We start from the raw sequence: 21,916 nt of genomic DNA, 5'->3' as shown, positions 1-21,916 counted from the left end.
GCCAGACCTTACGTCCGTGTCCCCGGCCCCATCCGCTCAGGTGAGCCGCGTCACGGGCACCCGCCGGAAGACGATCCGCTCGTAGGCGCCGAAGTCGCCCGTCTCGTACAGGAGTCCGACGGTGTCGGGGTCTACGCGCACGAGGTCGGAGTAGGCGGCGGGCAGGCCGTCAATGGTGACCCGGGAGCGCCAGGTGGTGCCGGAGTCGGTGGAGGCGCGGACGGTCATCAGGGCGCGGCCGCCGGGGAAGGCGGGGCCGGAGAAGAGGAGCAGATCGGGGTCGCGGAGTTGCAGCACGCTTGCCTCGCAGACGGGTCCGTCGAGTCCGGCCTGGGGGCGGAAGGGGTGGTGGAGGGTCTCTCCGCCGTCTCGGGAGTGGGCGTCGGCGCGGTTGCCTGGGCTCGGGGAGTCGTTGCGGGTGTTGAAGTAGACGCGTCCGTCGGGGAGTTCGGCGGCGGTGGTCTCGTTGACGTTGACGTATCCGTCGGTGTTCTCGTCGAGGTAGCCGAGCGTCCAGGTGGCGCCGCGGTCGTCGCTGAGCAGGCAGTGGCCGCTGTTGTACCTGGCCTCGGCGCCGGTGTCCGTGCCGGTGGGCGGGAGGGTGTGGTTGGCGGGGACGAGGACCCGGCCGGTGCTCAGTTGGACGGCGTGGCCGGGGGTGGTGGCGTACCAGCGCCAGCCGGGCTTCTTCACCGAGCCGGTGATCTCGCGGGGGCCGGACCAGGTGACGCCGTCGTCGTCGCTGTGCTGCACCCAGACCCGGCGGCCGTCGGCCTCGGAGACCTGGCCGCGCAGGATGGCGGCCTCGGAGGCGGAGGCGGCGGAGCGGATGTGGACGAGCAGGATCCGGCCGGTGTCGAGGACGACGGGGGCCGGGTTGCCGGCGAGGTGGACTCCGTTACTGGCGGCCACTTCCAGCGGGCCCCAGGTGCGGCCGCCGTCCGTCGAGCGCTTGAGCACGATGTCGATATGACCCCAGTCGCGCGCGGAGTCCACCCGGCCCTCGCAGAAGGCGAGGAGCGTGCCGGCCTCGGTGCCGACGACGGCCGGAATACGGAAACTGGCGTAGCCCTCCCGGCCCGCGCGGAAGGGGACGGAGGCCGGCAGGGCGGCGGCGGATGCTGGCATGTCGTAGCGGTTGCCCAGGTTGGGCGAATTCGGGGTGAACTGCCGGTCACGAGTGACCCGTTGCGGCAGGATGCGGTCGTATGGATGCGGTACGGGTCGCTTTGCTGCGTGAAGTCCTTGCCGGGACGGAGTGGTTGGGGGCCACACGACGGTTCGCGGGTGCGCTGCGGGGCTCGGTGGTCTCGCACGGCGGCGGGCTGCTGCTCGTCGGCACGGCGGAGTACGAGCCGTGGCATCTCGCGGCACATCTGGTGGACGAGGCCGCCTGGTCGGGGACGCCGGAGCTCGTCCCGACGCTGGTACGGCATGACGCGCGGGCCTCGGATCCGGCCCATCTGGCGGTCGGGCCGGGCCGGTTGGCGGCGGCACGGCGGGGCGAGACGCTGCTGGTGGTGGCGCCGGAGGCGACGCGGGCGCCCCTGCTGGAGCGGGTGCACGACGCGCGTCGGGCCGGGGCGACGGTGCTGGCGCTCGGGCCCGGCGAGGGCGACCTGGTGACGATGGCGCACGAGTCACTGGCCGTACCGGAGGGCACGGACCTGGACCTGGACACCGTGCAGCACCTGGTGAGCGCGGCGGCCGGGGAGAACTCGGCGCCCTCCCCGCGGGCGCCCCGGCGCTTCCGTGACCGGCTGTCGGCGCTGGCCGACCAGTTGACGGCACCGCCACCGGCGCGGTGGTGAGCGGATCCGGGCACCGCCGGCGGCACGGTGGGGAGCGGCCCCGGGCCGAGCAGCGGTGCCGATGCCGCCGGTCGTAAACGCCCTGTGCCGAAACCCGGCGCCGCCACCGGCCCGGTCGTGAGCGGCCCCGCCTCGAAAAGCAGTTGCCGGGGTCTGCCGCGCCTGCGGACCATGGCCCTTTGTGACCTCTCTCCTGCCCGACCTCACTCCTTGGCGTGCCTCGGCCGACTTTCGGCGGCTGTGGCTGTCGGGGCTGGTCTCCAACTTCGGCAGCTTTCTGACGTTCGTGGCGCTGCCGGTGCAGATCAAGGAGCTGACCGGTTCCGCGGCGGCCGTCGGGGCGATCGGCGCGGTGGAGCTGATCCCGCTGATCGTCTTCGGGCTGTACGGCGGTGCGCTCGCCGACGCGCTCGACAAGCGCGGGCTGATCGTGTGGACGGAGGCCGGGCAGGGCCTGCTGAGCGCGGTGCTGCTGGTCAACGCGCTGATGCCGAGCCCCGCCGTGTGGCCGCTGTATGTCGTGGCCGCGCTGTCCTCGGCGCTGGTCTCCGTGCAGCGTCCCGCGCTGGACTCGCTCTGGCCGCGGATCGTCGCCCACGAGCACCTTCCGGCCGCGGCCTCCCTCAACAGTTTCCGCTGGACGGTCGGCGGGGTCGCGGGCCCGGCCGTGGCGGGCGTGGTCGTGGCGTACGCGGGGCTCGGCTGGGCGTACGCGGCCGACCTGGTGACCTTTGTCGTCTCGGTCCTCCTGATCATCCCCATCGCCTCCTCCCCCGCCTCGCACGAGGCCGCGAAGCCGTCACTGAAGGCCATCGCGGAGGGCGCGAGGTACGCGTGGAGCCGCAAGGAGCTCCTCGGCACCTACGCCGTCGACCTCGCCGCGATGTTCCTGGCGATGCCGCTGGCCCTGCTGCCGTTCCTGGCCGACGAGATGGACGCCGAATGGTCGCTGGGGCTGATGTACGCGACGATCCCGCTCGGTTCGATGCTGGTGAGCGTGACCAGCGGCTGGACGGCGCGGATCCACCGGCACGGCCGGATGGTGGTGCTGTCGGCCGCGCTGTGGGGCGCGGCGATCGCGGCGGCGGGTGTCGTCGGCAACCTGTGGCTGGTGCTGCTGTTCCTGACCGTGGCCGGCGGCTGCGACATGGTGAGCGGGATCTTCCGCGGGATCATGTGGAACCAGACGATCCCGGACGAGCTGCGGGGCCGGCTCGCCGGGATCGAACTGCTGTCGTACTCGGTCGGACCGACCCTCGGCCAGGTCAGGTCGGGCGGTTTCGCCGCCTGGTGGGGGGTGCGGGCGTCGGTGTGGTCGGGCGGGCTGCTGTGCGTCGGCGGGGTGGGGCTGCTCGCCCTGTGCCTGCCGAAGCTGATGTCGTACGACGCACGGACCAGCGAGCACGCGGCGCGGGTGCGGGAGCAGCGGGAGGCCGCCGCGCCCGCCTGATCACTCCTCCTCGCCGCTCCCCGTGGGGGCGTCGTGCCACTTGGGGTCGTTCTCCCACTGGAGGTTGCGCTCGCGGGCGGTCTCCATCGCGTGTTCGGCCTCCGCCCGGGAGGCGTACGGCCCGAACCGGTCCTTGCCGGGGCACTCGGGCCCCTCCTCGACCTTCTTGTGTTCCAGGCAGTAGTACCACTCGCCCGGCTTGCCGGCCGTCCGCTTCTTGAACAAGGCCATGACCTGCTCCTCTCGCCACCGACATGTTCCCCCACGGCCGCTGGTTAGACTCGCTGGCATGTCTGGCCAGTCGCTGCTCGTACCAGGGGAGCTGTCTCCCACCCGTTCCGTGCCCGGAAACATCCGGCGTCCCGAGTACGTCGGCAAGCCCGCGCCGACGCCGTACACCGGCCCGGAGGTGCAGACCCCGGAGACCGTGGAGGCGATGCGCGTCGCGGGGCGTATCGCGGCCCGGGCGATGGCGGAGGCCGCGAAGCTGATCGCGCCGGGAGTCACGACCGACGAGCTGGACAAGGTGGCGCACGAGTACATGTGCGACCACGGCGCCTACCCCTCGACGCTCGGCTACCGCGGCTTCCCCAAGTCCCTGTGCACGAGTGTCAACGAAGTGATCTGCCACGGCATCCCGGACTCGACGGTGCTCAAGGACGGCGACATCGTCAACCTCGACGTGACGGCGTACATCGGCGGTGTGCACGGCGACAACAACGCTACGTACCTGGTCGGCGACGTCGACGAGGAGAGCCGGCTGCTGGTGGAGCGCACCCGCGAGTCGCTCAACCGCGCGATCAAGGCGGTCAGGCCGGGCCGCCAGATCAATGTCATCGGCCGTGTCATCGAGTCGTACGCCAAGCGCTTCGGCTACGGCGTCGTCCGTGACTTCACCGGCCACGGCATCAACTCGTCGTTCCACTCGGGCCTGATCATCCCGCACTACGACAGCCCGCACGCGACGACCGTGATCCAGCCCGGGATGACGTTCACGATCGAGCCGATGCTGACGCTCGGCACCCACGAGTACGACATGTGGGACGACGGCTGGACGGTCGTGACGAAGGACCGCAGGCGGACGGCCCAGTTCGAGCACACGCTGGTGGTGACGGAGTCGGGGACGGAGATTCTGACCCTGCCGTAGCGCACCCACACCCCTGAGACCCGTTCCCTGCTGGGGGCGGGTCTTTTCTTGTACGCTTTTACCGACAGGGTGTCGGGAACCTATTGACTTAGGTAAGGCTTACCTCAGAGGATATGCGCCATGGACTCCTTCTCGACAGTCATCCGCACCGCTTCCCACGAACAGCACGTGGAGGCGGAGACCTCGACGTTCATGAGTGACCTGCTCGGCGGCCGGCTCGGCGTCGACGCGTACGCGCGCTACACCGAGCAACTGTGGTTCGTCTACGAGGCGCTTGAGTCCGGGGCAGAGCGGCTGGCGTCGGATCCGGTGGCCGGGCCCTTCATCCAGCCCGAGCTGTTCCGGCTGCGCGCGCTGGAGGCGGATCTGGCACACCTGCGCGGGCCCGAGTGGCGGGCGGGCGTCTCCGCGCTGCCGGCGACGCGGGTGTACGCGGACCGGGTGCGGGAGTGCGCGGAGCAGTGGCCGGCGGGGTACGTCGCCCACCACTACACGCGCTACCTGGGCGACCTGTCCGGCGGCCAGATCATCCGCGACAAGGCCGAGAAGACCTGGGGCTTCGAGAAGAAGGGCGACGGCGTCCGCTTCTACGTCTTCGAGGAGATCACCAACCCGGCGGCCTTCAAGCGGGGTTACCGCGAGCTGCTGGACGCGGTCCGGGTGGACGAGCTGGAGAAGCAGCGGATCGTGGCGGAGTGCAAGAAGGCGTTCGCCTTGAACACGGGGGTATTCCGGGCCTTGGGCGAGGAGTTCCGCCTGTCTGCGTGACCGCGTTGCTGTCTGCGGGTGCGTGGGGGCTGGTCGCGCAGTTCCCCGCGCCCCTATCGGGGCGCTCAGCCTGCGGCGCTGCTCTAGCGGCACCCCGATAGCGCCGGGCTGCGCGACCCACCCCCGGCCCACCCCAACGCCGATCAGCGTTCCAGGAACACCCGGCCGCCGATCTCGACCCAGCCGCCCGGCTGCGGGGCCGTGAGGATTTGGGAGCCCGCGCCCTGGGTGATGTTGAGGGCTCGGCCCAGCTGGTCGGTCAGGAGCAGCGCCGCCGCTCCCGTGGCCTCGTCCTCGTCGATGCCGTCGTCCCGGCCGGGGAACGCGCGCGCCCGGACGCGGCCCGCCGGCTCGTCCTCCCACGCCCAGGCGTAGATCCACTCGCCCTTCGGCGGCACAGCCAGATCGTCGACCTCCGCGGCCGTCGCGTACTGGCGAAGCGTCCTCGGCGGCGCCCACTCCGCCCGCGCCTCGATCCAGCAGAACTCACCGTCCTGCCGCGCCCCGACCACACCGGCCGGGGTGACCAGTTCGGGCACGTCGAGCAGCCAGGCCGCCCCGACGCACGGGTACCCGGCGAAGGGCAGCCGCAGGGTCGGCGTGTAGATGTCGATGACCCCGCGCTCGGGGTCGTCCACGAACACGGTCTCGCTGAAGCCCAGCTTCGCGGCGAAGGCCTGCCGGTCCGCGCGCTCGGGCATGGCCGATCCCTCGCGGACAACGCCCAGTTCATTGCCGTAGCCGCCGTTCGCCCCGCAGAAGACGCGGAGCACGTCGTAGTCACTCACGGGGGCATTGAAACATCACCCGGGCGGCGAGCTCGTCCCAGGTCTCGGCTCCGCCGGGGAGGTCGTGGAGGCGGGTGGGCGGCACGCCGTAGGGCAGGGAGGCGATGGTGTCGGCGTACGCCCGTTCCACAGCGGCGCGCCGGGGCTCGTCGTCGAGTCCTCGCATGCGGTGCTCGTGGGCCTCGGTGACCTCCTCGGCCGCCCGCCGCCACTGCTCCTCGCCGGGGACCTGGGTCAACTCCACGCACTGCGGCGTCCGTTCCTCGGCGAGCGCGGCCACCGCCCTGTCGTGGCCGTCGAGGATCACCCAGCCGTCGAGGAAGGACACCCACCACAGCAGCACGGGCGCGAGCGTGCCCTCGCGGGCGTGCTTGCGGTACGCCTTCACGCGTCCGGCGTCCGGCGGCGAGAGCCTGCGCAGCGGGAGAACGCCGTGCCAGCCGCCCCCGCAGTACAGCTCCAGCCGGCCGGACGGCCATGCGCGTACGAAGTCCTCGGTCCAGATGCCCGGCGGGAAGCCGCCCCGTCGGGCCAGTTCCCAACGCCCGTCCCACAGAGGGGTTCCGTCCGACTCCTCCAGCCAACCTGCGTACCGATGCGGCCAGTTGACGGACGAGCGCATCTCCGCCGAGCGCAGTGGCGGGAGGGGCGAGCGGTAGCCGTCGAGGCGGTGCAGGTACAGCTCCGGACAGCAGCCCTTGCCCACGGACCGGCCCAGCAGCACGGGCCGCTCCCCCTGCCGCAGCAGGAGCCGTCCGCCGCTCGCCCTCTCGAAGCGCAGCGCGGGCGGGCCGGGGCGGTCGGTGACGTTCAGCACCAGCCGCCCCGGCCCGAGCAGTTCTCTGTGTCCCCTGTTCACGGGGACAGTCTTACGCCTGCGTACGCCGCCTGCGCATCGCAAAAACGACACCCGCGCCCGCCGCCACGGTCACCGCGGCCGCGGTGCCGAGGGCCGCCGCCGGCACGTCGGAGCCGGTGGCCGCGAGGCCGCCGGTCACCCCGCCGGTGGTCGAGCCCGTCGTACCGGTGCCACCGGTGCCGCCGGAACCGCCCGTGCCCCCCGTGCCGCCCGTGGAGCCGTCGCCGTCCGGCAGGTCCGCGTCCTCCGTCAGCGCCACCGACAGGTCCACCGGGTCGAGTTCGGTGCCGGCGGTGTAGAAGCCGCCGAACGCCTCGGCGCCGGCCTCGGTGAGGGTGGCGGTGATGTCGTCGACGGTGATGACGTCGTTCTTCGCCGCGAGCTCGGAGGTGTCCGCGTCGAGGTCGGCCAGGACGACGTCCTTCGAGGTCTCGCCGAGGCTGGTCACATCGGCGGTCAGCTCGCCGGAGCCGCCGTCCAGGGTGACCTCCAGGCCGGCGAGGGTCAGGTCGAGGCCGTACTCGTCACCCTCCTTGTGCCCCCTGAAGTTCACCGCGCCGTCGAAGGCGGCGGAGAGCGTGTCGGCGTCCGTGTCGTACGCGCCGGTCGCGTCGACGAACGTGAACGCGCCGTTGCCGTCGGCCTGCGAGGCACCGGCCGACGCCGTGATCTCGCCCTTCGCCACGCCGTCCACGACGTACGTACGGAAGGACTCCTTCACGCCCCAGCCGAGCGTGCCCTCGACGATGTCACCGGCGGCGGGCGCCTCGGTGGCCGTGGCCGTGGCGGACGGGGAGGCGCTCTCGGACGCGGACGCCGACGCGGTGGGTGTCGGCTTCGCGGTCGTGCTCGGCGTCGCGGACGGGGTGGCCGTCGGGGTCGGCGTCGTGGACCCGGTCGCCGTGGGGGTCGGGCTCGGCGACTGCGGCGGCGTCTTCTGGACGACCGTCAGCGGGTCGCCGGCCGCGCCCTCGTAGCTCGCGCTGCCGAAGACGTCCGCGGCCTCCTTCGTCAGGACGGTCGCCATGTCCGTCATCGAGCGGGTGACGGTGACGTCGGCGAGCGGCACGTCCTGCGTGGTCGTGCCGGACTTCGTGACGTCCGCGGTGATCTCGGCGTCCGCGCTGTCGAAGCTGATGTCGGACAGGGAGATCTCGAAGCCGTGCAGCTTCGACTCGATCTTCAGGTTGCCCTTGAAGCCGAGGTCGACGGCGTGCGTCGTGGACTCGTAGGTGCCGGCCCCCTCCGTGAAGGTGAACGCCCCGTTCTCCGCGGCCTGCGAGGCACCGTCGGTGGCGGTGAAGCTGCCGGCCGCCATGCCGGTCACGTAGCTGCGGTACGACTGCTTGATGCCCCAGGTCAACTCATAGCCGCTGAGCGGGACTTCGGCTGCCGAAGCGGTGGTCGTGGCGAGTGCGGTGGCGCCCAGGGCGGCGGCCGTGGCAACGGCGGCGGCGAGGGCGGCAGGGCGGCGTCTGCTCGGGGTGGCGGACATGGTCGGGGGGTCTCCTTGAGATCGGGGGGTGGGTCAGTCGTCTTCGGAGGCGGAGGCCTCGACAGCCGCCCGGGTCCGGCGCTTGCGGGCGACGACGGCGTAGGCCGCGGCGGCGAGCAGCAGGGCGCCGACCGCGAGGCCGACGGGCAGGGCGGCGGGGACGCCGTCGTCGTCGGAGGCGCTCGCGACGGGCTCGGTCGACGGTTCGGGGGCGGCCGAGGATGGCTTCGGCGACTCGCTTGCCGTGCGGGCGTTGCCCAGGTCGGGCAGGGCGGGCAGTTCGGCGTCGTCGGTGAGGGCGACGGCCAGGGACACGGGGTCCATCTCGGTGCCCGCCTGGTACATCGCGCCGAAGGCCTTGGCGCCCTTGGCGGTGAGTTCGGCGGGGGCCTCGGTGAGCTGGACGAGCCCGTTCTTCGCCTTGAGGTCCTTGGCCGTGAAGGTGACCAGCGGGACCTTCTTGCCGGTGAAGTCCTCGCTCGTCACATCGGCGTAGAGGGTGCCCTTGTCGTCCTCGACGACAACCCGTACGGCGCTCAGCCTCAGGTCGAGGCCGTGTGCGCCGGTGAAGCGGACGGCACCCTTGAAGGACGCCGCCAACTCGCCGCTCCGGTACGTCCCTTCACCGTCGGGGAAGCGGAACAGCGCTCCCCCGTCCTGGGCGCCGGCGGACAGCGTCCACTCTCCCTTGGCGATGTCGCCGGTGACGTACTCGCGGAAGGTGCGGCGCACGCCCCAGTCGACGGCGCCGTCCTGGATGCCGGTGTCCGAAGTCCCCTTCTTCGTGGGGGACTTCGAGGCGGTGGGCGTGGGCGACGGGGTCGCCGCCTGCGGTACGTCCGCCGCGAGGCTCACCGGGTCGAGTGCGGTGCCGGCCGTGTAGTACCCGGCGAAGGACTGGGCGCCCTGCGCGGTGAGCGTGGCGGGGAGGTTGTTCAGGACGACCGAGGTGCCGCCGCCCTTCATGTCGATGCCGCCCAGGGAGAGGGAGGCGAAGGGCACCTGGCTGGACGTCGTGACCGTCCCGGTGTCCTTCGCCTTGCTGGTGACGTCCACGTAGAGCGTTCCGGCGCTGCCGGAGATACGGACGGTGGGGCGGCTGATGGTGAGGTCGAGCTGGTACGTCCCGGCGTCCGTCCGGTGGCCGAGGAAGTGCACTCCGCCGGAGAAGGACGCGGTGAAGGCGCCGGTGTCGCCGTCGTAGGTGCCGGTGGCCGAGTGGAAGCGGAAGCCGCCGGTGCCGACGGTGGCGGCGCCGCCCGTGAGGGAGTAACTGCCGTTCGCGATGGGGCCGGTGACATAGCTCTGGAAGGAGGACTTGATGCCCCAGTCGAGCCGGCCGCCCTGCACAGTGCGGTTCGCGGCGTGTGCGTCGGCCGCCGGGGCGAGCGCCCCGAGAACGGCCAGGCACAGCGCGGCGACACCGCCGTACAGGCGCCGTGGCAGGGATGGGGACATGGGTGACCTCCGGGGACAGCAAGATCCGGCCAGCCTCCGTTGACTTCTGGCCAGGTCAGGTAAGGCTAACCTAAACTACGTCCCGCTCCGATCGGTAGACCGGGGCGTCAACACAGCCCACTCACAGGGAAGAAGCGCACGTCGGACGGGCGCGGAGAGGAACGGCCAACAGTGCGACGCTTGCGCACACGACTGGCGGGAGCACTGCTGGCGGTGCTCACCCTGACCACGGCGACGGCATGCGGGGGCGCGTCCGCGGCCTCCGGTTCGGCGCCCGCCGCCTCCGGCGCCGCCGCCGACCGGGTCGAGCCCCTCGCCGACACCCCGACGCCCGAGCTCCCGGTCACCGTCGCCTCCGCCGACGGCAAGAAGGTGACGATCGAGCGGGCCGAGCGGATCGTGCCGCTGTCCGGCAGCCTCAGCGAGATCGTCTTCACGCTCGGGCTGGGCGACCGGGTCGTCGCCCGTGACATCACCGCCACCTTCGAGCAGGCCGGGAAGCTGCCCGTCGTCACCCGGGGCCATGACGTCTCCGCCGAGAGCGTGCTGTCCCTCAAGCCCGACCTCGTCGTCGCCGAGACCAGCTCCGGCCCCGCGGAGGCCATGGAGCAGATCCGCGCCGCCGGCATACCCGTCCTCGTGGTCGACCCGGCGCAGGGCCTGGACGACGTGGGCACCCGGATCCGGACGGTGGCGGACGCGCTCGGCGTACCGGCGGCCGGGAAGGAGCTGACGGCGCGGTCGGAGCGCCGAATCGCCGCCGTGCGCAAGGACGTTCCGCGGGCGGCCGACAAGCCGCGGGTCGCCTTCCTCTACCTCCGCGGCTCCGCCTCCGTCTATCTCATCGGCGGCAGGGGATCGGGCGCGACCTCGCTGATCGAGGCCGCCGGGGGTGTCGACGCGGGCGCCGGGTCGGGGCTGTCGAAGGACTTCACCGCCATCACCAGCGAGGCGCTCGTGAAGGCGGCGCCGGACGCGATTCTCGTCATGAGCAAGGGACTTGAGTCCGTCGGCGGCATCGACGGACTGGTGAGGATCCCGGGGGTCGCGCAGACCCCGGCCGGGATGGACCGCCGGGTCGTCTCCGTCGAGGACGGTGTGCTTCTCAACTACGGTCCGCGCACCGACCAGGTGCTGAAGTCCGTCGTCCAGCAGCTCTACAAGGACGGTGCCGCATGACCGTACTGGAGAAGGCGGCGCCCGTCGCCGAGGCCACCGCGCGCAGACCCCGCACGGCGGCCTGGCTGCTGACCGCCGGGCTGGTCGTCGCCCTGCTCGTGCTGCTGCCGGTCGCGGCGGGCATCGGCGCGTATCCGGTGCCGGTCGGTGATGTGCTCGCCTCCGTGCAGCACCGGATCGGGCTGGGCGGCACGGAGTTGGACCGGGTCGCGGAGTCGGTCCTGTGGAACGTCCGCTTCCCGCGCATCGTCCTCGCCCTGCTCATCGGCGCCTCGCTGGGCTGCGCGGGCGCGTTGATGCAGGGCGTGTTCGGCAACCCGCTCGCCGAGCCGGGCGTCATCGGCATCTCCTCGGGTGCGGCGGTGGGCGCGGTCGCGTCGATCGCGTTGGGCCTCAACTTCCTCGGTACGTGGACGGTTTCGGTGGCGGCGTTCGTCTCCGGGCTCGCCACCGTGCTGCTGGTGTACGTGATGTCGCGGTCCGGTGGCCGGACGGAAGTCGTCACGCTGATCCTCACCGGTATCGCGGTGAACGCCTTCGCGGGCGCGCTGATCGGGCTGTTCCTGTTCTTCGCGGACGCCGCGGCCATCCAGCAGATCACCTTCTGGCAGCTCGGCTCCCTGTCCCAGGCGACCTGGCCGAAGGTGCTGGCGGTCCTGCCGTGCGCGGCGATCGGTCTGGTCGTCGCGCCGCTCTACGCCCGCCGCCTGGACCTGCTGGCGCTCGGCGAACGGCCCGCGCGGCACCTGGGTGTTGAGGTGGAGCGGCTGCGGATCACCCTCGTCTTCGTCATCGCGCTCCTTACGGCCGCGGCGGTGAGCGTCTCCGGGATCATCAGCTTCGTGGGCCTGGTCGTGCCGCATCTGCTGCGGATGGCGGCGGGGCCGGGGCATCGGTTCCTGGTACCGGGCGCTGCGCTGCTGGGGGCGGTGGTTCTGCTGGCCGCGGACTTGGCGTCCCGCACGTTGGCTGCGCCGGCGGAGCTGCCGTTGGGTGTGCTGACGGCGCTGCTGGGGAGCCCGTTCTTCTTCTGGCTGCTGCGGAGGACGCGGCGCAGGCAAGGGGGGTGGGCGTAGGGGTTCGTCGGTCGTATGTCGTCTGCGGGTGGGTGGGGGCTGGTCGCGCAGTTCCCCGCGCCCCTGACCATGCTGCCCTCACCGCCGATTGCACGGCACTGTCTCGCACCCTCCCCCGGTTTCCCACCGCCCCTCACCATCACCCCTACTCCTTTGTCGGCGGTGCCCGACTCTCCTCAGCCCTCGCCTCAAGGACCCCGCCATGAGACTCCTCCGCCCCCGCCCCACTCCCCCGCCCCCCGCCGCCCCCGGAGACGTCCTCGCCGAGGCCGAAGGCCTCCGTGTCCGGCTCGGCAGCCGGGACGTCCTCCACGGAGTGGACGTCAGCGTCCGCGCAGGTGAAGTGCTCGCTCTCGTCGGGCCCAACGGTGCCGGCAAGTCCACGCTGCTGGGCGCTCTGGCCGCCGACACCCCGGCCGCCGAGGGGGTCGTACGGATGCATGGGCGGCCCGTCGCGGAGTGGTCCGCGCCCGAACTCGCCCTGCGGCGCGCGGTGCTGCCGCAGTCCGCGTCGCTCTCGTTCCCGTTCGCCGTCGAGGAGGTGGTGAGGATGGGCCGCGCGCCCTGGGCCGCCCTCGGGCTGGAGGACGACGACGCGGCCGTGGCGGAGGCGATGGCCGCCACCGAGGTGAGCGGGTTCGCCGCCCGCCCCTTCTCCGCGCTCAGCGGCGGTGAGCGCGCCCGCGTGGCGCTCGCCCGGGTGCTCGCCCAGCGGGCCCCGCTGCTGCTGCTCGACGAGCCGACCGCCGCCCTGGACCTCAAGCACCAGGAGCTGGTGCTGCGGCTCTGCCGGGAGCGGGCGCGGGCCGGCGACGCGGTGGTGGTCGTGCTGCACGACCTCGGGCTCGCCGCCGCCTACGCGCACCGGGTGGCGATCCTGCGCGCCGGCCGGGTCGCGGCCGACGGTCCGCCGGAGGAGGTCTTCGACGAGGAGCTGCTCTCGGACGTGTACGACCAGCCGGTCGAGGTGCTGCCGCATCCGCGGACGGACGCGATCCTCGTCACCCCACGCCGGAATCTTTGACTCTCCTTTGACTTGTCTATGACCCTGGTTGACCTCCCCATGACGTCCGGTTTGAGCCACCGTGATCGGCCCGTGCTCATACACCGTCCATGAGAGCTGAATCACCGCAGGGGTGGTTATCGCGCAGGAAATCCTTGGATACGTTAGGCGAGCCTCACCTTACGTGAGCCACGTCACGCGTCCTTTTCAGCCAGCCCAGGAGCCTCCATGCGCGCCGCCAGACTCTCCGCCGTCGCCGCCACCGCCGTAGCGGCCGCACTGACCGCTGTCACGGGGTGCACCGAGAAAGGCGGCGGCGCGGAAGGCGACGACCGGCGCATCGAGGTGACCGCCACGGACGACAAGTGCGAGGTCTCCAAGAAGGAGTTCCCGGCCGGGCACGTCGAACTCGCCATCGAGAACAAGGGCTCGAAGGTCACCGAGGTCTACATCCTCTTCCCGGACGACCGCGTGGTCACCGAGCGCGAGAACATAGGCCCCGGCACCAAGCAGACGGTCACCGCCGAGGTGAAGGCGGGCGACTACCAGATCGCGTGCAAGCCCGGCATGAAGGGCAAGGGCATCCGGCAGACCGTCAAGGCCACCGGCGACGGCGCCGCCGCCAAGCGCGACCCGCGCCTCGACAAGGCGGTCGCCGCCTACCGCGAGTACGCGCAGGCGCAGGCCGACGAGACGCTGCCGCTCGCCGAGGCGTTCGCCAAGGCCGTCAAGGACGGCGACATCGAGGCCGCCAAGAAGGCCTACGCGCCCTCCCGCATCGGCTGGGAGCGCACCGAGCCGGTCGCCGAGTCCTTCGGTGACATCGACCCCAAGGTCGACCTGCGCGAGGACGGTCTGGAGGAGGGCCAGGACCTGGAGAAGGACTGGACCGGCTGGCACCGCCTTGAGCGCTCGCTGTGGAAGGACAAGAAGCTCACCGACCGCGACTCCGAGCTCGCCGACCTGCTGATCGCCGACCTGAAGGACTGGCAGAACCGGGTCGGCAAGGCCGAGATCACCCCGACCTCGATGGCCAACGGCGCCAAGGAGCTCCTCGACGAGGTCGCCACCGGCAAGGTCACCGGCGAGGAGGAGCGCTACTCGCACACCGACCTCGTCGACTTCAAGGCCAACGTCGAGGGCGCCGAGAAGTCCTACGAGCTGCTCAAGCCGGTCGCGCAGGAGAACGACAAGGCCCTGGTCACCGAGCTGGACAAGCAGTTCGCCGCGCTCAACACGCTGCTGGACAAGTACCGCGCGGACAAGGACTCGTACGACTTCACCTCGTACGACAAGGTCGGCGACGCCGACCGCAAGGAGCTGTCGGACGCGGTCAACGCCCTCGCGGAGCCGCTGTCCAAGCTCGCCGCCGCCGTCGTAGCGAAGTAGGGGGACCTCTGATGACGGACAACACCCCGTCCCGTCGTGCGCTGATCGGCTGGGGCGGTGCCGGGCTCGCGCTCGGCGCCGCCGCGGCGGGCAGTGCCGTCGCCCTGACCCGCGACGCCGGTGACGACGTCGCCCCGGCCGCCCAGGCGGGCGCCGCCGTCGCCTTCCACGGCGCCCATCAGGCGGGCATCGCCACGCCGGTGCAGGACCGGCTGCACTTCGCCGCGTTCGACGTGAAGACCGAGGACCGCGCCGAGTTCGTCCAGATGCTGAAGGACTGGACCGAGGCCGCGCGCCGGATGACCGCCGGGCAGGCGGTCGGCGAGGGCGCGTACGGCGGGCTGGCCGAGGCGCCGCCGGACGACACCGGTGAGGCGCTGGGCCTGAAGCCCTCGCGGCTGACGCTGACGATCGGCTTCGGCCCGTCCCTGTTCGAGAAGTTCGGTCTTGCGGACGCCCGTCCCGAGGCCCTGGTCGATCTGCCGAAGTTCGCCGGCGACAACCTCGACAAGAACCGCAGCGGCGGCGACCTGTGCATCCAGGCCTGCGCCGACGACCCGCAGGTCGCCGTGCACGCCATCCGCAACCTGGCCCGGATCGGCTTCGGCAAGGTCGTCATCAAGTGGTCGCAGCTCGGCTTCGGCAAGACGTCGTCGACGACCCCCGAGGAGCAGACCCCGCGCAACCTCATGGGCTTCAAGGACGGCACCCGCAACATCGCGGGGACGGAGACGGACCGCCTGAAGAAGTTCGTGTGGGTGGACGGGAAGTCCGGCCCCGACTGGATGGTCGGCGGCTCCTACCTCGTCGCCCGCCGTATCCGTATGCACATCGAGACCTGGGACCGCACCTCGCTGCAGGAGCAGGAGGACATCATCGGCCGCGACAAGGGCGAGGGCGCCCCGGTCGGCAAGGCCAAGGAGCGCGACGAGCCGTTCCTGAAGGCGATGCTGCCCACCGCGCACGTCCGGCTCGCGCACCCCAAGTCCAACGACGGGGCGACGATCCTGCGCCGCGGCTACTCCTTCACCGACGGCACGGACGGTCTGGGCCGCCTGGACGCGGGCCTGTTCTTCCTGGCGTACCAGAAGGACGTCCGCAAGGGCTTCATCCCGATCCAGCGCAGCCTGGCCCCGGACACCCTCAACGAGTACATCCAGCACGTGGGTTCGGCGATCTACGCGGTTCCGCCGGGCGTCCGCGACAAGGACGACTGGTGGGGCCGGGCGCTGTTCTCCGAGTCGTCCGAGTCCTCCGAGTCCTCCGAGTCCTCCGAGTCCTCCGAGGGGGCGTAGGCCGGTGTTCGCGAACTATCTGATCGGCCTGCGCGAGGGTCTGGAGGCCAGCCTCGTCGTCTGCATCCTCGTCGCCTACCTGGTGAAGACGGACCGCAGGGACGCGCTCAGGCCCGTCTGGATCGGCATCGGCGTCGCGGTCGCGCTCGCCCTCGGCTTCGGCTGCGCCCTTGAATTCGGCTCCCAGGAGCTGACGTTCGAGGCGCAGGAGGCGCTCGGCGGCACCCTGTCGATCCTGGCGGTCGGCCTGGTGACGTGGATGGTGTTCTGGATGCGGCGTACCGCCCGGCACCTGAAGGCGGAGCTGCACGGCAGGCTGGACGCCGCCCTCCAGATGGGCACGGGCGCACTGGTCGCCACCGCGTTCCTCGCGGTGGGCCGGGAGGGCCTGGAGACGGCCCTGTTCGTGTGGGCGTCGGTGCGCGCGGCCGGCGACGGCTCCCCGCGCCCGGTGGTCGGCGCGGGCCTGGGCCTGCTCACCGCGGTCTTTTTGGGCTGGCTGTTCTACCGCGGTGCCCTGCGCATCAATCTGGCCAAGTTCTTCACCTGGACCGGCGGCATGCTGGTCGTCGTCGCGGCGGGCGTACTGGCGTACGGCTTCCACGACCTCCAGGAGGCCGACTGGCTGCCGGGCCTGAACGAGAAGGCCTTCGACATCACGGGCACCATCCCGCCGGACAGCTGGTACGGCACGCTGCTCAAGGGCGTGTTCAACTTCCAGCCGGATCCGACCGTCGTCCAGGTCACGGTGTGGCTGCTGTACCTGATCCCGACACTCGCACTGTTCCTCGCCCCGGTAGGGTTCGCCTCCGGGAAGGGGAAGGTGAAGCAACCCGATGAGCACGGATCGCAGCCCTCTGAGGCGCCGCAGGCTTGACCGGAGGGTGCTGATAGCGACCTCGGTGACCGCTTTGTCGTTGACTTTGTCGTTGACGGCGAGCGGATGCGTGGTGGTCCACGGGGAACGCGAGCTGGTCCCCGCGGCCACCCAGGCCGAAGCCGCCAAGGCCCTCAAGGAGTTCACGACCGCGTACAACGCGGCCGACAAGGCCTACGACAGCTCCCTGGACGCCGACCATGTCACCGGCGCGCTCGGCGACATCGACGAGGCGCGGCTCACGGCCGGGCACGCCAACAGCCCGGAGGGCAACACGGCGCACAGCCCGCTGGAGTTCACCGACGCCGAGTTCACCATCCCCAAGAAGGCAGGCTGGCCGCGCTGGTTCGTGGCCAACGCCCAGGGCAACCGGGGCGGCGACTCGCGCTGGCTGATGGTGTTCACCCGCGAGGGACTCGCCGAGCCCTGGGAGGCGGCGTATCTGACGCTGGTGGGGCCGGACGACCTGCCGGAGTTCAAGAAGGACAAGGACGGCTGGGCCGAGGCCGTCGACGCTGAATCCCTCGAACTGGCCGTCCCCCCCGCCGACTTGAGCAAGGACTACACAGACTATCTCCGGGACGGCGGGGACACCTTCGCGGACGGCAGCCACACCTCGGGCTGGCGGGAGAAGCGCACCAAGAACGCCAAGAAGCCGGGCCTGGTCACGCAGTACATCGACGAGCCGCTGACCGAGGGCGACTACGCGCCGGTGGCCCTGCGCACCGCGGACGGCGGGGCGCTGGTGTTCTTCACCACCCACCACTTCCAGAAGCAGACCGCGGCGGCGGGCACGTCCGTGCCCACTCCCAACGACTCGGTGCTGGCCCTGACGAAGGGCGAGATCAAGCAGTCACTGACGATGGAGTTCGTGTCGAACGAGGTGGCGCTGGACCCGGTTGAGGGACAGGTGTCGATCCTGGGCAGGATCGAGGGCCTGACGGGGGCGAAGGGCGAGTAGGGCGTCGCGTCTCGCCGACCCTCCATGGCCCTCCATGGCCCCCCGTGGCTCTCAGTGGCGCAGGGGCCAGGCCGAGGGCACGTGGTGGTCGGGCTCCTGCCCGGCGTGGCGGCCGCAGGCGTCCGTGAGGATCTCCAGCAGCGTCAGCGGATCCGGCAGCGGATGCTCAAGGCCGCGTACCCAGTGCACGGTCTGCCCGTCGTCCCCCGGCAGCCGCGCCGGCGGTACGAGCACGTACGACCCCCGGCAGTGCCAGCGCAGCCCCGGGTGCTCGTCCATCGTCTCGGGGTGGCAGTCCAGCTCGCAGGGCCACCACTCGTCCTCGTCCTCGGGCGTACCGCGGGTGAGGGTGAAGAAGAGAAGCCGCCCGTCGTCGCTCTCGGCAACGGGCCCGACCTCGACGCCGGCCGCGAGAAGCCGCTCCAACGCCTCCCGCCCGGCCTCCAGGGGCACGTCGAGAACGTCGTGGACCATGCCGGTCGCGGTGATGAAGTTGGCCTGCGGCTGATGCCGGGCCCAGCGCTCGATCTGCCCGCGGTCGGTGGTGGACTGCGTCTGCCAGGCGAAGGACACCGGATGCCGGGCGGGCGTCGGACACCCGACACGATCGCAGGAGCAGCCGTATCCGGGCGCGGGATACGCGGCGGGCGCAAGCGGCAGTCCCGCCCCGGCGGCGGCGAGCAGCAGGGACTCACGACCGCCGTCGTCGGCGGCGGTGGTCTGCCGGGGGCGGCGTCCGCGCAGCCACCGGGAGAGTGTGCCCTGCAGTCCTCGATCGCCTCGGTCGCCGAACTCCGCGCTCATCTATCCCCTCGCCTCGCTGTCGTGCGGAACAGCATGCCTCATCGTCCCACCATCCCGCGCTCCGGGGGGCCGGAGCGGATAAGAGGGGCAGGTGGGACGAGAGGCGGCGGGCCCGAGGATCAGCCGCTATGACACGCTTTGGCAGGATTTACCCATTCCCTCGGGGCGCAAGACCGTGGAGGGCGTAGTCGACGAGGGTGTCGGTGTACTCGTACGAGAACGGGGCCGTGCGCTGGAGCCAGCGCTGCGCGAGGGGCGAGACGAAGAGCTCAAGGGCGATCCGCGGATCGATCTCGGGCCGTACGTCACCGGCGTCCTGGGCCGCGCGCAGCCGGTCGACGTAGAGCTGCAACGAGGGCTCAAGCAGCGCGGCCACGAACCGCCGCCCGACCTCCTCATTGACGACACCTTCGGCCGCGAGGGCACGGGACGGCGCCTCGAAGACGGGATTCTGCAGCTCGTCGACGGTGGCCCGCAGTACGGCCTTCAGATCGGCGGCAAGATCACCGGTGTCCGGAATGGCGTACGGCACCTGCCCCGCCTCCCGGGCAGCCTGCTCGCTCAGATCGAGAAACGCGTCGAGCAGCACGTCCGCCTTGGAGGACCACCACCGATAGATCGTCTGCTTCCCCACCCCGGCCCGAGCAGCAATCCCCTCCACGGTGACCTTGGGATACCCGACTTCCACGACGAGGGCGAGCGCGGCGTCGTAGATGGCGCGGCGGGACTTCTCGCTGCGGCGGGTGGTGTCGGGGGTGGTCCTCTGCGCGGTCATGCCCCGAATTTATCACCTTGACAAGACGGAGCGTCTCGCGGACGCTGAAGGGAACGCGCTGTCGAGACGGTACGTATCGTCACGCCGCGACCACTACCTGAGAGGAGCCCCCCATGACCCGAGGCGGAGCAGGAAACATGCTGGGCGTCGGCGGCACCCGAAAGAACCTCGGCCGCCAGTCCCTACGCGGCACCGGCCGCGGGGGCCGCATCGGCGGCGGCGCCCCGAACCCCGAGGCTCAGAAGCGGGAGCTGCTGCGGAGGCTGCAGGAGAGGCGGGAGGGGGAGGGGCGGGATTAGGGGGTCGGGGGCGCCAAGCACCCTCTGGCCGTCCCGCCCTCAGACCCGGAGAGGGACGACGGAGTCGCCGCCGGGCAACTGGCCCAGATACGCGGCGATGTCGTCCGGATCGGACGTGGCAACAAGCGCTGCCCCGACCTGAAGCGCGGTGAGCGCAACAAGACCGTCGACCGGGTCGGGCTTCTTCCGGGCAGGGAGTTCGGCCCGTCCGATCAGCTCTCCGACTCGCCGCCACTCGATCTCGGTGTAGCAGCAGACGACCGCGCACTCCTTGAGCGCTCGCGCAAGGCCGGCCTGACTCGCACCGCCTCGCCACGCCTGCGCCACGACAGGAGCCGGAACGACCGGAAGCCCCCTGCGGCCGAACTCACGGTGACGCACGACGGCCAGCCCAGGCCGCTTCTCCGCGAGGGCGATCAGCATGCCCGCGTCGTAGACGACGTCACCGAGTGAGTCGAGGTCCGGGCACGTCGGGCAGCCGAGGTTCACGCGACAGCACCGCGTCGACGCGCGGCGGACTCGGCACGGGCAGCCGCAATCTCCGCCTGCACCTGGGCGACCTCATCCTCGTCCAGCTCATCCTCGGGCGGCCACACCAGCTCTTCAGCCTCGGCCTCGGCCGCCGCGATCGCGGCATCGATCTCGGCGAAGGACTCAGCGAGGCGCGCCAGCCGCACCGCCTCTTTCCGCCCCGCCAGAACCAGGAACGCCGACACGTCCAGTCCATTCTCCGCGGCGACCGCCTTGATGAGTTCGGCATCGCCGGGATCGAGGCTGATGGAGATACGGGTCTTCGCCATAGGGTGAAGGTAACACGCCGTATTACGGTTTGCCCCTGCGCTCATTACAGGGCACCCCCAACCCGAAGCACGGCCCGCGCAGCCGCCGCACCGCGCACGGCGACCTGGGCGCGCCCGCCTCCCGCCGCCTGGGTACTGCGGCAGTCCCGGCACAGAGGCTCGTCCGCAACCGGCCGGAAGAGCAGCGGCTGGGTGTGGCTTCCTTCGCACTCCCGCATCTGCGCGACGCGTGGCGACGGAGGAGCGGCGGCAGGCACGGGCGGAACGTCGCGCAGTACGTATCGCACGAGCCCGCCCGGCCGGTGAATGGCATGCCCCCGCCCGGGCAGAGCACGGCGCACATGCTCGCGCACGTCGGCCGCCGTGTGACCGCACGCCAGCCACTCGACCGCGAGCGCGGCAAGCTGCGGGAGCATGCCGCGCGGCATACGCAGCCGAGGATCCAAGTCGCCCAGAGACTCGACGACTTGGCGTGCCTGGGCGAGTTGCTCAGCGGGAGGGAGGGAGGTGTTCTCCCGAACGGGGTTCTCTGGATGACGGCCGACGCCCCGACCACCCGGCTCACCGGCGGCCGGAGGCCCGCCCGCCGGAACGGGCTCGCTCCCCGAGGCCCGCGCCGCCGCAGCCTCCTCCCCGGTCAAGGGCACGTTGGACACGAGCTGCACGGTCGCCCACAGCCCCCGCACCCCCTGCTCCCGCCACTCGTGCAGGTACCCCTCGGCCTTCAACTCCCGCTTCGCCCGAAGGAAGGCACACTTACCGATCCCGGCCCGCTCGGCGGTACGCGACAGGGAGTCCTTCGCGTCGGCAGGCAGAGACAACTGCCAGGTCAACAGCCGTACGGCGTCGGAGGAGAGCCGGGGATTACGGATGATGTCGTTCGGCACCTGGGTGAAGTGACGCGCAGGCGCGATAGCATGGCGAAGCATTTTCCGGTGGGTCCTGTCCACTGGTGATGAAAGGCCCTCGACGCCGGTTGCAGCCAGCGACGGGGGCCGCTTCATGTCCCGCACAAGGACGAGCAGTACGGGCAAACGAAGCAAGCTGTCGCGCAAACCGTACCGCAACTTCCGTACACGCATGGTCACTTCGAGTGACGACCGCGAGAGGGACCTGCCGTGTCCAACTCCTACGCGCAGCCCATCCTCAGGACACCCGACCGCGCGAAGGCTATGCGTGTGGTCGAGGAGCTGCTCAGCATCGCCGACACAGGCGAACTCGAAGTCGACTTCGAGGCACGGATCTCCTCAACGCAGGCGCTGGCGCCGCTGATTGAGCTCTTGCCGAGGGCGAATTGGTTCACCGACGGGCACGGCGACGCCTCGTCGGCCAAGGAAGATGACCCGGCAGCACATCTGCCCATCTGGCTGCAGAGCTGGGCTATGCAGCCGGACATCGTGGAGCCACTCCTGCAATCAGCCGGCACCTCTCCTGCCGCGATCCGGTGGGACTTCCAGGGCTGGCCCGAGGCTCCCGAGGCGGGACTCGGCCCAGGCGGCTGCAGGGGCGCGTTCATCACGCTGTGCCTAAACGCCCGCGACATCGACCTGGACGAGCCCGCGACCGACCACATGGTCTTCGTCCACGTGAAGCAGGTCGAAGCCGAACGCGCCCCCTGGCTGGCAGCCCAGGTCGGACTACGGGTGATCGGCGACTTGGTGATGGCTCCGCACTGAGGCAAG

Annotated in this window: 24 protein-coding genes; 13 read left to right on the top strand and 11 right to left on the bottom strand. The window is 71.2% G+C overall.

The window, feature by feature from the left end; genetic code table 11:
• Window positions 1-36: 36 nt before the first annotated feature.
• Complete coding sequence (locus AB0Q90_RS06750; protein ID WP_363159464.1) at window positions 37-1,128, bottom strand: sialidase family protein; 1,092 nt, start codon at window positions 1,126-1,128, stop codon at window positions 37-39.
• 80 nt (window positions 1,129-1,208) lie between these two features.
• Between AB0Q90_RS06750 and AB0Q90_RS06745 the strand changes: the two genes are divergently transcribed.
• Together AB0Q90_RS06745 and AB0Q90_RS06740 are read left to right on the top strand one after the other, a co-directional pair.
• On the top strand, window positions 1,209-1,811 hold the full coding sequence (locus AB0Q90_RS06745) for a hypothetical protein (RefSeq protein WP_363159465.1): 603 nt from the start codon (window positions 1,209-1,211) through the stop codon (window positions 1,809-1,811).
• Between the two features lie 181 nt (window positions 1,812-1,992).
• A complete protein-coding gene (locus AB0Q90_RS06740; protein WP_363159466.1) occupies window positions 1,993-3,261 on the top strand; it encodes an MFS transporter in 1,269 nt (422 codons plus the stop codon).
• Here AB0Q90_RS06740 and AB0Q90_RS06735 read toward each other — a convergent pair whose 3' ends face one another.
• Window positions 3,262-3,492 carry a hypothetical protein gene (locus AB0Q90_RS06735; RefSeq protein WP_363159467.1) on the bottom strand — a complete coding sequence of 77 codons (231 nt, stop codon included), beginning with the start codon at window positions 3,490-3,492 and terminating at the stop codon, window positions 3,262-3,264.
• A gap of 58 nt (window positions 3,493-3,550) precedes the next feature.
• Between AB0Q90_RS06735 and map the strand changes: the two genes are divergently transcribed.
• Window positions 3,551-4,408: a type I methionyl aminopeptidase gene (gene map, locus AB0Q90_RS06730; protein ID WP_363159468.1), complete on the top strand. Its 858-nt coding sequence runs from the start codon at window positions 3,551-3,553 to the stop codon at window positions 4,406-4,408.
• Window positions 4,409-4,528: 120 nt separating this feature from the next.
• Window positions 4,529-5,176: a biliverdin-producing heme oxygenase gene (locus tag AB0Q90_RS06725; RefSeq protein WP_363159469.1), complete on the top strand. Its 648-nt coding sequence runs from the start codon at window positions 4,529-4,531 to the stop codon at window positions 5,174-5,176.
• Window positions 5,177-5,319: 143 nt separating this feature from the next.
• On the opposite strand, the gene AB0Q90_RS06720 is transcribed toward AB0Q90_RS06725, so the two are convergent.
• The 4 genes from AB0Q90_RS06720 to AB0Q90_RS06705 are packed head-to-tail and all read right to left on the bottom strand — an operon-like array spanning window position 5,320 to window position 9,776.
• Window positions 5,320-5,964, bottom strand: a complete 645-nt coding sequence (locus AB0Q90_RS06720; RefSeq protein ID WP_363159470.1) for a PhzF family phenazine biosynthesis protein — start codon at window positions 5,962-5,964, stop codon at window positions 5,320-5,322.
• Window positions 5,957-6,823 carry a hypothetical protein gene (locus AB0Q90_RS06715; protein WP_363159471.1) on the bottom strand — a complete coding sequence of 289 codons (867 nt, stop codon included), beginning with the start codon at window positions 6,821-6,823 and terminating at the stop codon, window positions 5,957-5,959. The genes AB0Q90_RS06720 and AB0Q90_RS06715 overlap by 8 nt, the downstream gene beginning before the upstream one ends.
• 10 nt (window positions 6,824-6,833) lie before the next feature.
• Complete coding sequence (locus AB0Q90_RS06710) at window positions 6,834-8,318, bottom strand: HtaA domain-containing protein (protein ID WP_363159472.1); 1,485 nt, start codon at window positions 8,316-8,318, stop codon at window positions 6,834-6,836.
• A gap of 33 nt (window positions 8,319-8,351) precedes the next feature.
• Window positions 8,352-9,776: an HtaA domain-containing protein gene (locus tag AB0Q90_RS06705; RefSeq protein WP_363159474.1), complete on the bottom strand. Its 1,425-nt coding sequence runs from the start codon at window positions 9,774-9,776 to the stop codon at window positions 8,352-8,354.
• A 180-nt stretch (window positions 9,777-9,956) separates the two neighbouring features.
• Between AB0Q90_RS06705 and AB0Q90_RS06700 the strand changes: the two genes are divergently transcribed.
• The 7 genes from AB0Q90_RS06700 to AB0Q90_RS06670 all read left to right on the top strand — a co-directional run bounded on the left by AB0Q90_RS06700 (window position 9,957) and on the right by AB0Q90_RS06670 (window position 17,556).
• Window positions 9,957-10,955, top strand: coding sequence for an ABC transporter substrate-binding protein (locus tag AB0Q90_RS06700; RefSeq protein WP_363159475.1), 999 nt, complete (start codon window positions 9,957-9,959; stop codon window positions 10,953-10,955).
• Window positions 10,952-12,031: an iron ABC transporter permease gene (locus AB0Q90_RS06695; RefSeq protein ID WP_363159476.1), complete on the top strand. Its 1,080-nt coding sequence runs from the start codon at window positions 10,952-10,954 to the stop codon at window positions 12,029-12,031. The genes AB0Q90_RS06700 and AB0Q90_RS06695 overlap by 4 nt, the downstream gene beginning before the upstream one ends.
• 202 nt (window positions 12,032-12,233) lie before the next feature.
• Window positions 12,234-13,055: a heme ABC transporter ATP-binding protein gene (locus tag AB0Q90_RS06690; protein ID WP_363159477.1), complete on the top strand. Its 822-nt coding sequence runs from the start codon at window positions 12,234-12,236 to the stop codon at window positions 13,053-13,055.
• Window positions 13,056-13,262: 207 nt separating this feature from the next.
• Window positions 13,263-14,423: an iron uptake system protein EfeO gene (gene efeO, locus AB0Q90_RS06685; RefSeq protein WP_363159479.1), complete on the top strand. Its 1,161-nt coding sequence runs from the start codon at window positions 13,263-13,265 to the stop codon at window positions 14,421-14,423.
• 11 nt (window positions 14,424-14,434) lie between these two features.
• On the top strand, window positions 14,435-15,718 hold the full coding sequence (gene efeB / locus AB0Q90_RS06680) for an iron uptake transporter deferrochelatase/peroxidase subunit (RefSeq protein WP_363159480.1): 1,284 nt from the start codon (window positions 14,435-14,437) through the stop codon (window positions 15,716-15,718).
• Between the two features lie 4 nt (window positions 15,719-15,722).
• On the top strand, window positions 15,723-16,595 hold the full coding sequence (efeU, locus tag AB0Q90_RS06675; protein WP_363159481.1) for an iron uptake transporter permease EfeU: 873 nt from the start codon (window positions 15,723-15,725) through the stop codon (window positions 16,593-16,595).
• Complete coding sequence (locus AB0Q90_RS06670; protein WP_363159482.1) at window positions 16,555-17,556, top strand: hypothetical protein; 1,002 nt, start codon at window positions 16,555-16,557, stop codon at window positions 17,554-17,556. Before efeU ends, AB0Q90_RS06670 begins: the two co-directional genes overlap by 41 nt.
• Window positions 17,557-17,607: 51 nt before the next feature.
• Here the strand turns inward: AB0Q90_RS06670 and AB0Q90_RS06665 are convergent, their stop codons facing one another.
• A complete protein-coding gene (locus tag AB0Q90_RS06665) occupies window positions 17,608-18,360 on the bottom strand; it encodes a bifunctional DNA primase/polymerase (protein WP_363159483.1) in 753 nt (250 codons plus the stop codon).
• Between the two features lie 148 nt (window positions 18,361-18,508).
• Entirely contained in the window at window positions 18,509-19,135 is a 627-nt protein-coding gene (locus tag AB0Q90_RS06660; RefSeq protein ID WP_363159484.1) for a TetR/AcrR family transcriptional regulator, read from the bottom strand.
• Window positions 19,136-19,248: 113 nt separating this feature from the next.
• On the opposite strand from AB0Q90_RS06660, the gene AB0Q90_RS06655 reads away from it, so the two are divergent.
• Complete coding sequence (locus AB0Q90_RS06655; protein ID WP_363159486.1) at window positions 19,249-19,434, top strand: DUF6243 family protein; 186 nt, start codon at window positions 19,249-19,251, stop codon at window positions 19,432-19,434.
• Between the two features lie 39 nt (window positions 19,435-19,473).
• Here AB0Q90_RS06655 and AB0Q90_RS06650 read toward each other — a convergent pair whose 3' ends face one another.
• Genes AB0Q90_RS06650 through AB0Q90_RS06640 form a run of 3 tightly spaced genes read right to left on the bottom strand, consistent with a single transcriptional unit; the run spans window position 19,474 to window position 21,163 of the window.
• On the bottom strand, window positions 19,474-19,923 hold the full coding sequence (locus AB0Q90_RS06650) for a hypothetical protein (RefSeq protein WP_363159487.1): 450 nt from the start codon (window positions 19,921-19,923) through the stop codon (window positions 19,474-19,476).
• Window positions 19,920-20,234: a hypothetical protein gene (locus tag AB0Q90_RS06645; protein WP_363159488.1), complete on the bottom strand. Its 315-nt coding sequence runs from the start codon at window positions 20,232-20,234 to the stop codon at window positions 19,920-19,922. Before AB0Q90_RS06645 ends, AB0Q90_RS06650 begins: the two co-directional genes overlap by 4 nt.
• A 44-nt stretch (window positions 20,235-20,278) precedes the next feature.
• Window positions 20,279-21,163 carry a hypothetical protein gene (locus tag AB0Q90_RS06640; protein ID WP_363159489.1) on the bottom strand — a complete coding sequence of 295 codons (885 nt, stop codon included), beginning with the start codon at window positions 21,161-21,163 and terminating at the stop codon, window positions 20,279-20,281.
• 189 nt (window positions 21,164-21,352) lie between these two features.
• Between AB0Q90_RS06640 and AB0Q90_RS06635 the strand changes: the two genes are divergently transcribed.
• Window positions 21,353-21,910 carry a hypothetical protein gene (locus AB0Q90_RS06635; RefSeq protein ID WP_363159490.1) on the top strand — a complete coding sequence of 186 codons (558 nt, stop codon included), beginning with the start codon at window positions 21,353-21,355 and terminating at the stop codon, window positions 21,908-21,910.
• Window positions 21,911-21,916: the final 6 nt, after the last annotated feature.

The organism is Streptomyces sp. NPDC079141 (assembly GCF_040686775.1).
In the GTDB taxonomy this organism is placed as follows: Bacteria; Actinomycetota; Actinomycetes; order Streptomycetales; family Streptomycetaceae; genus Streptomyces.
This window is presented reverse-complemented; position numbering and strand designations above follow the sequence as displayed.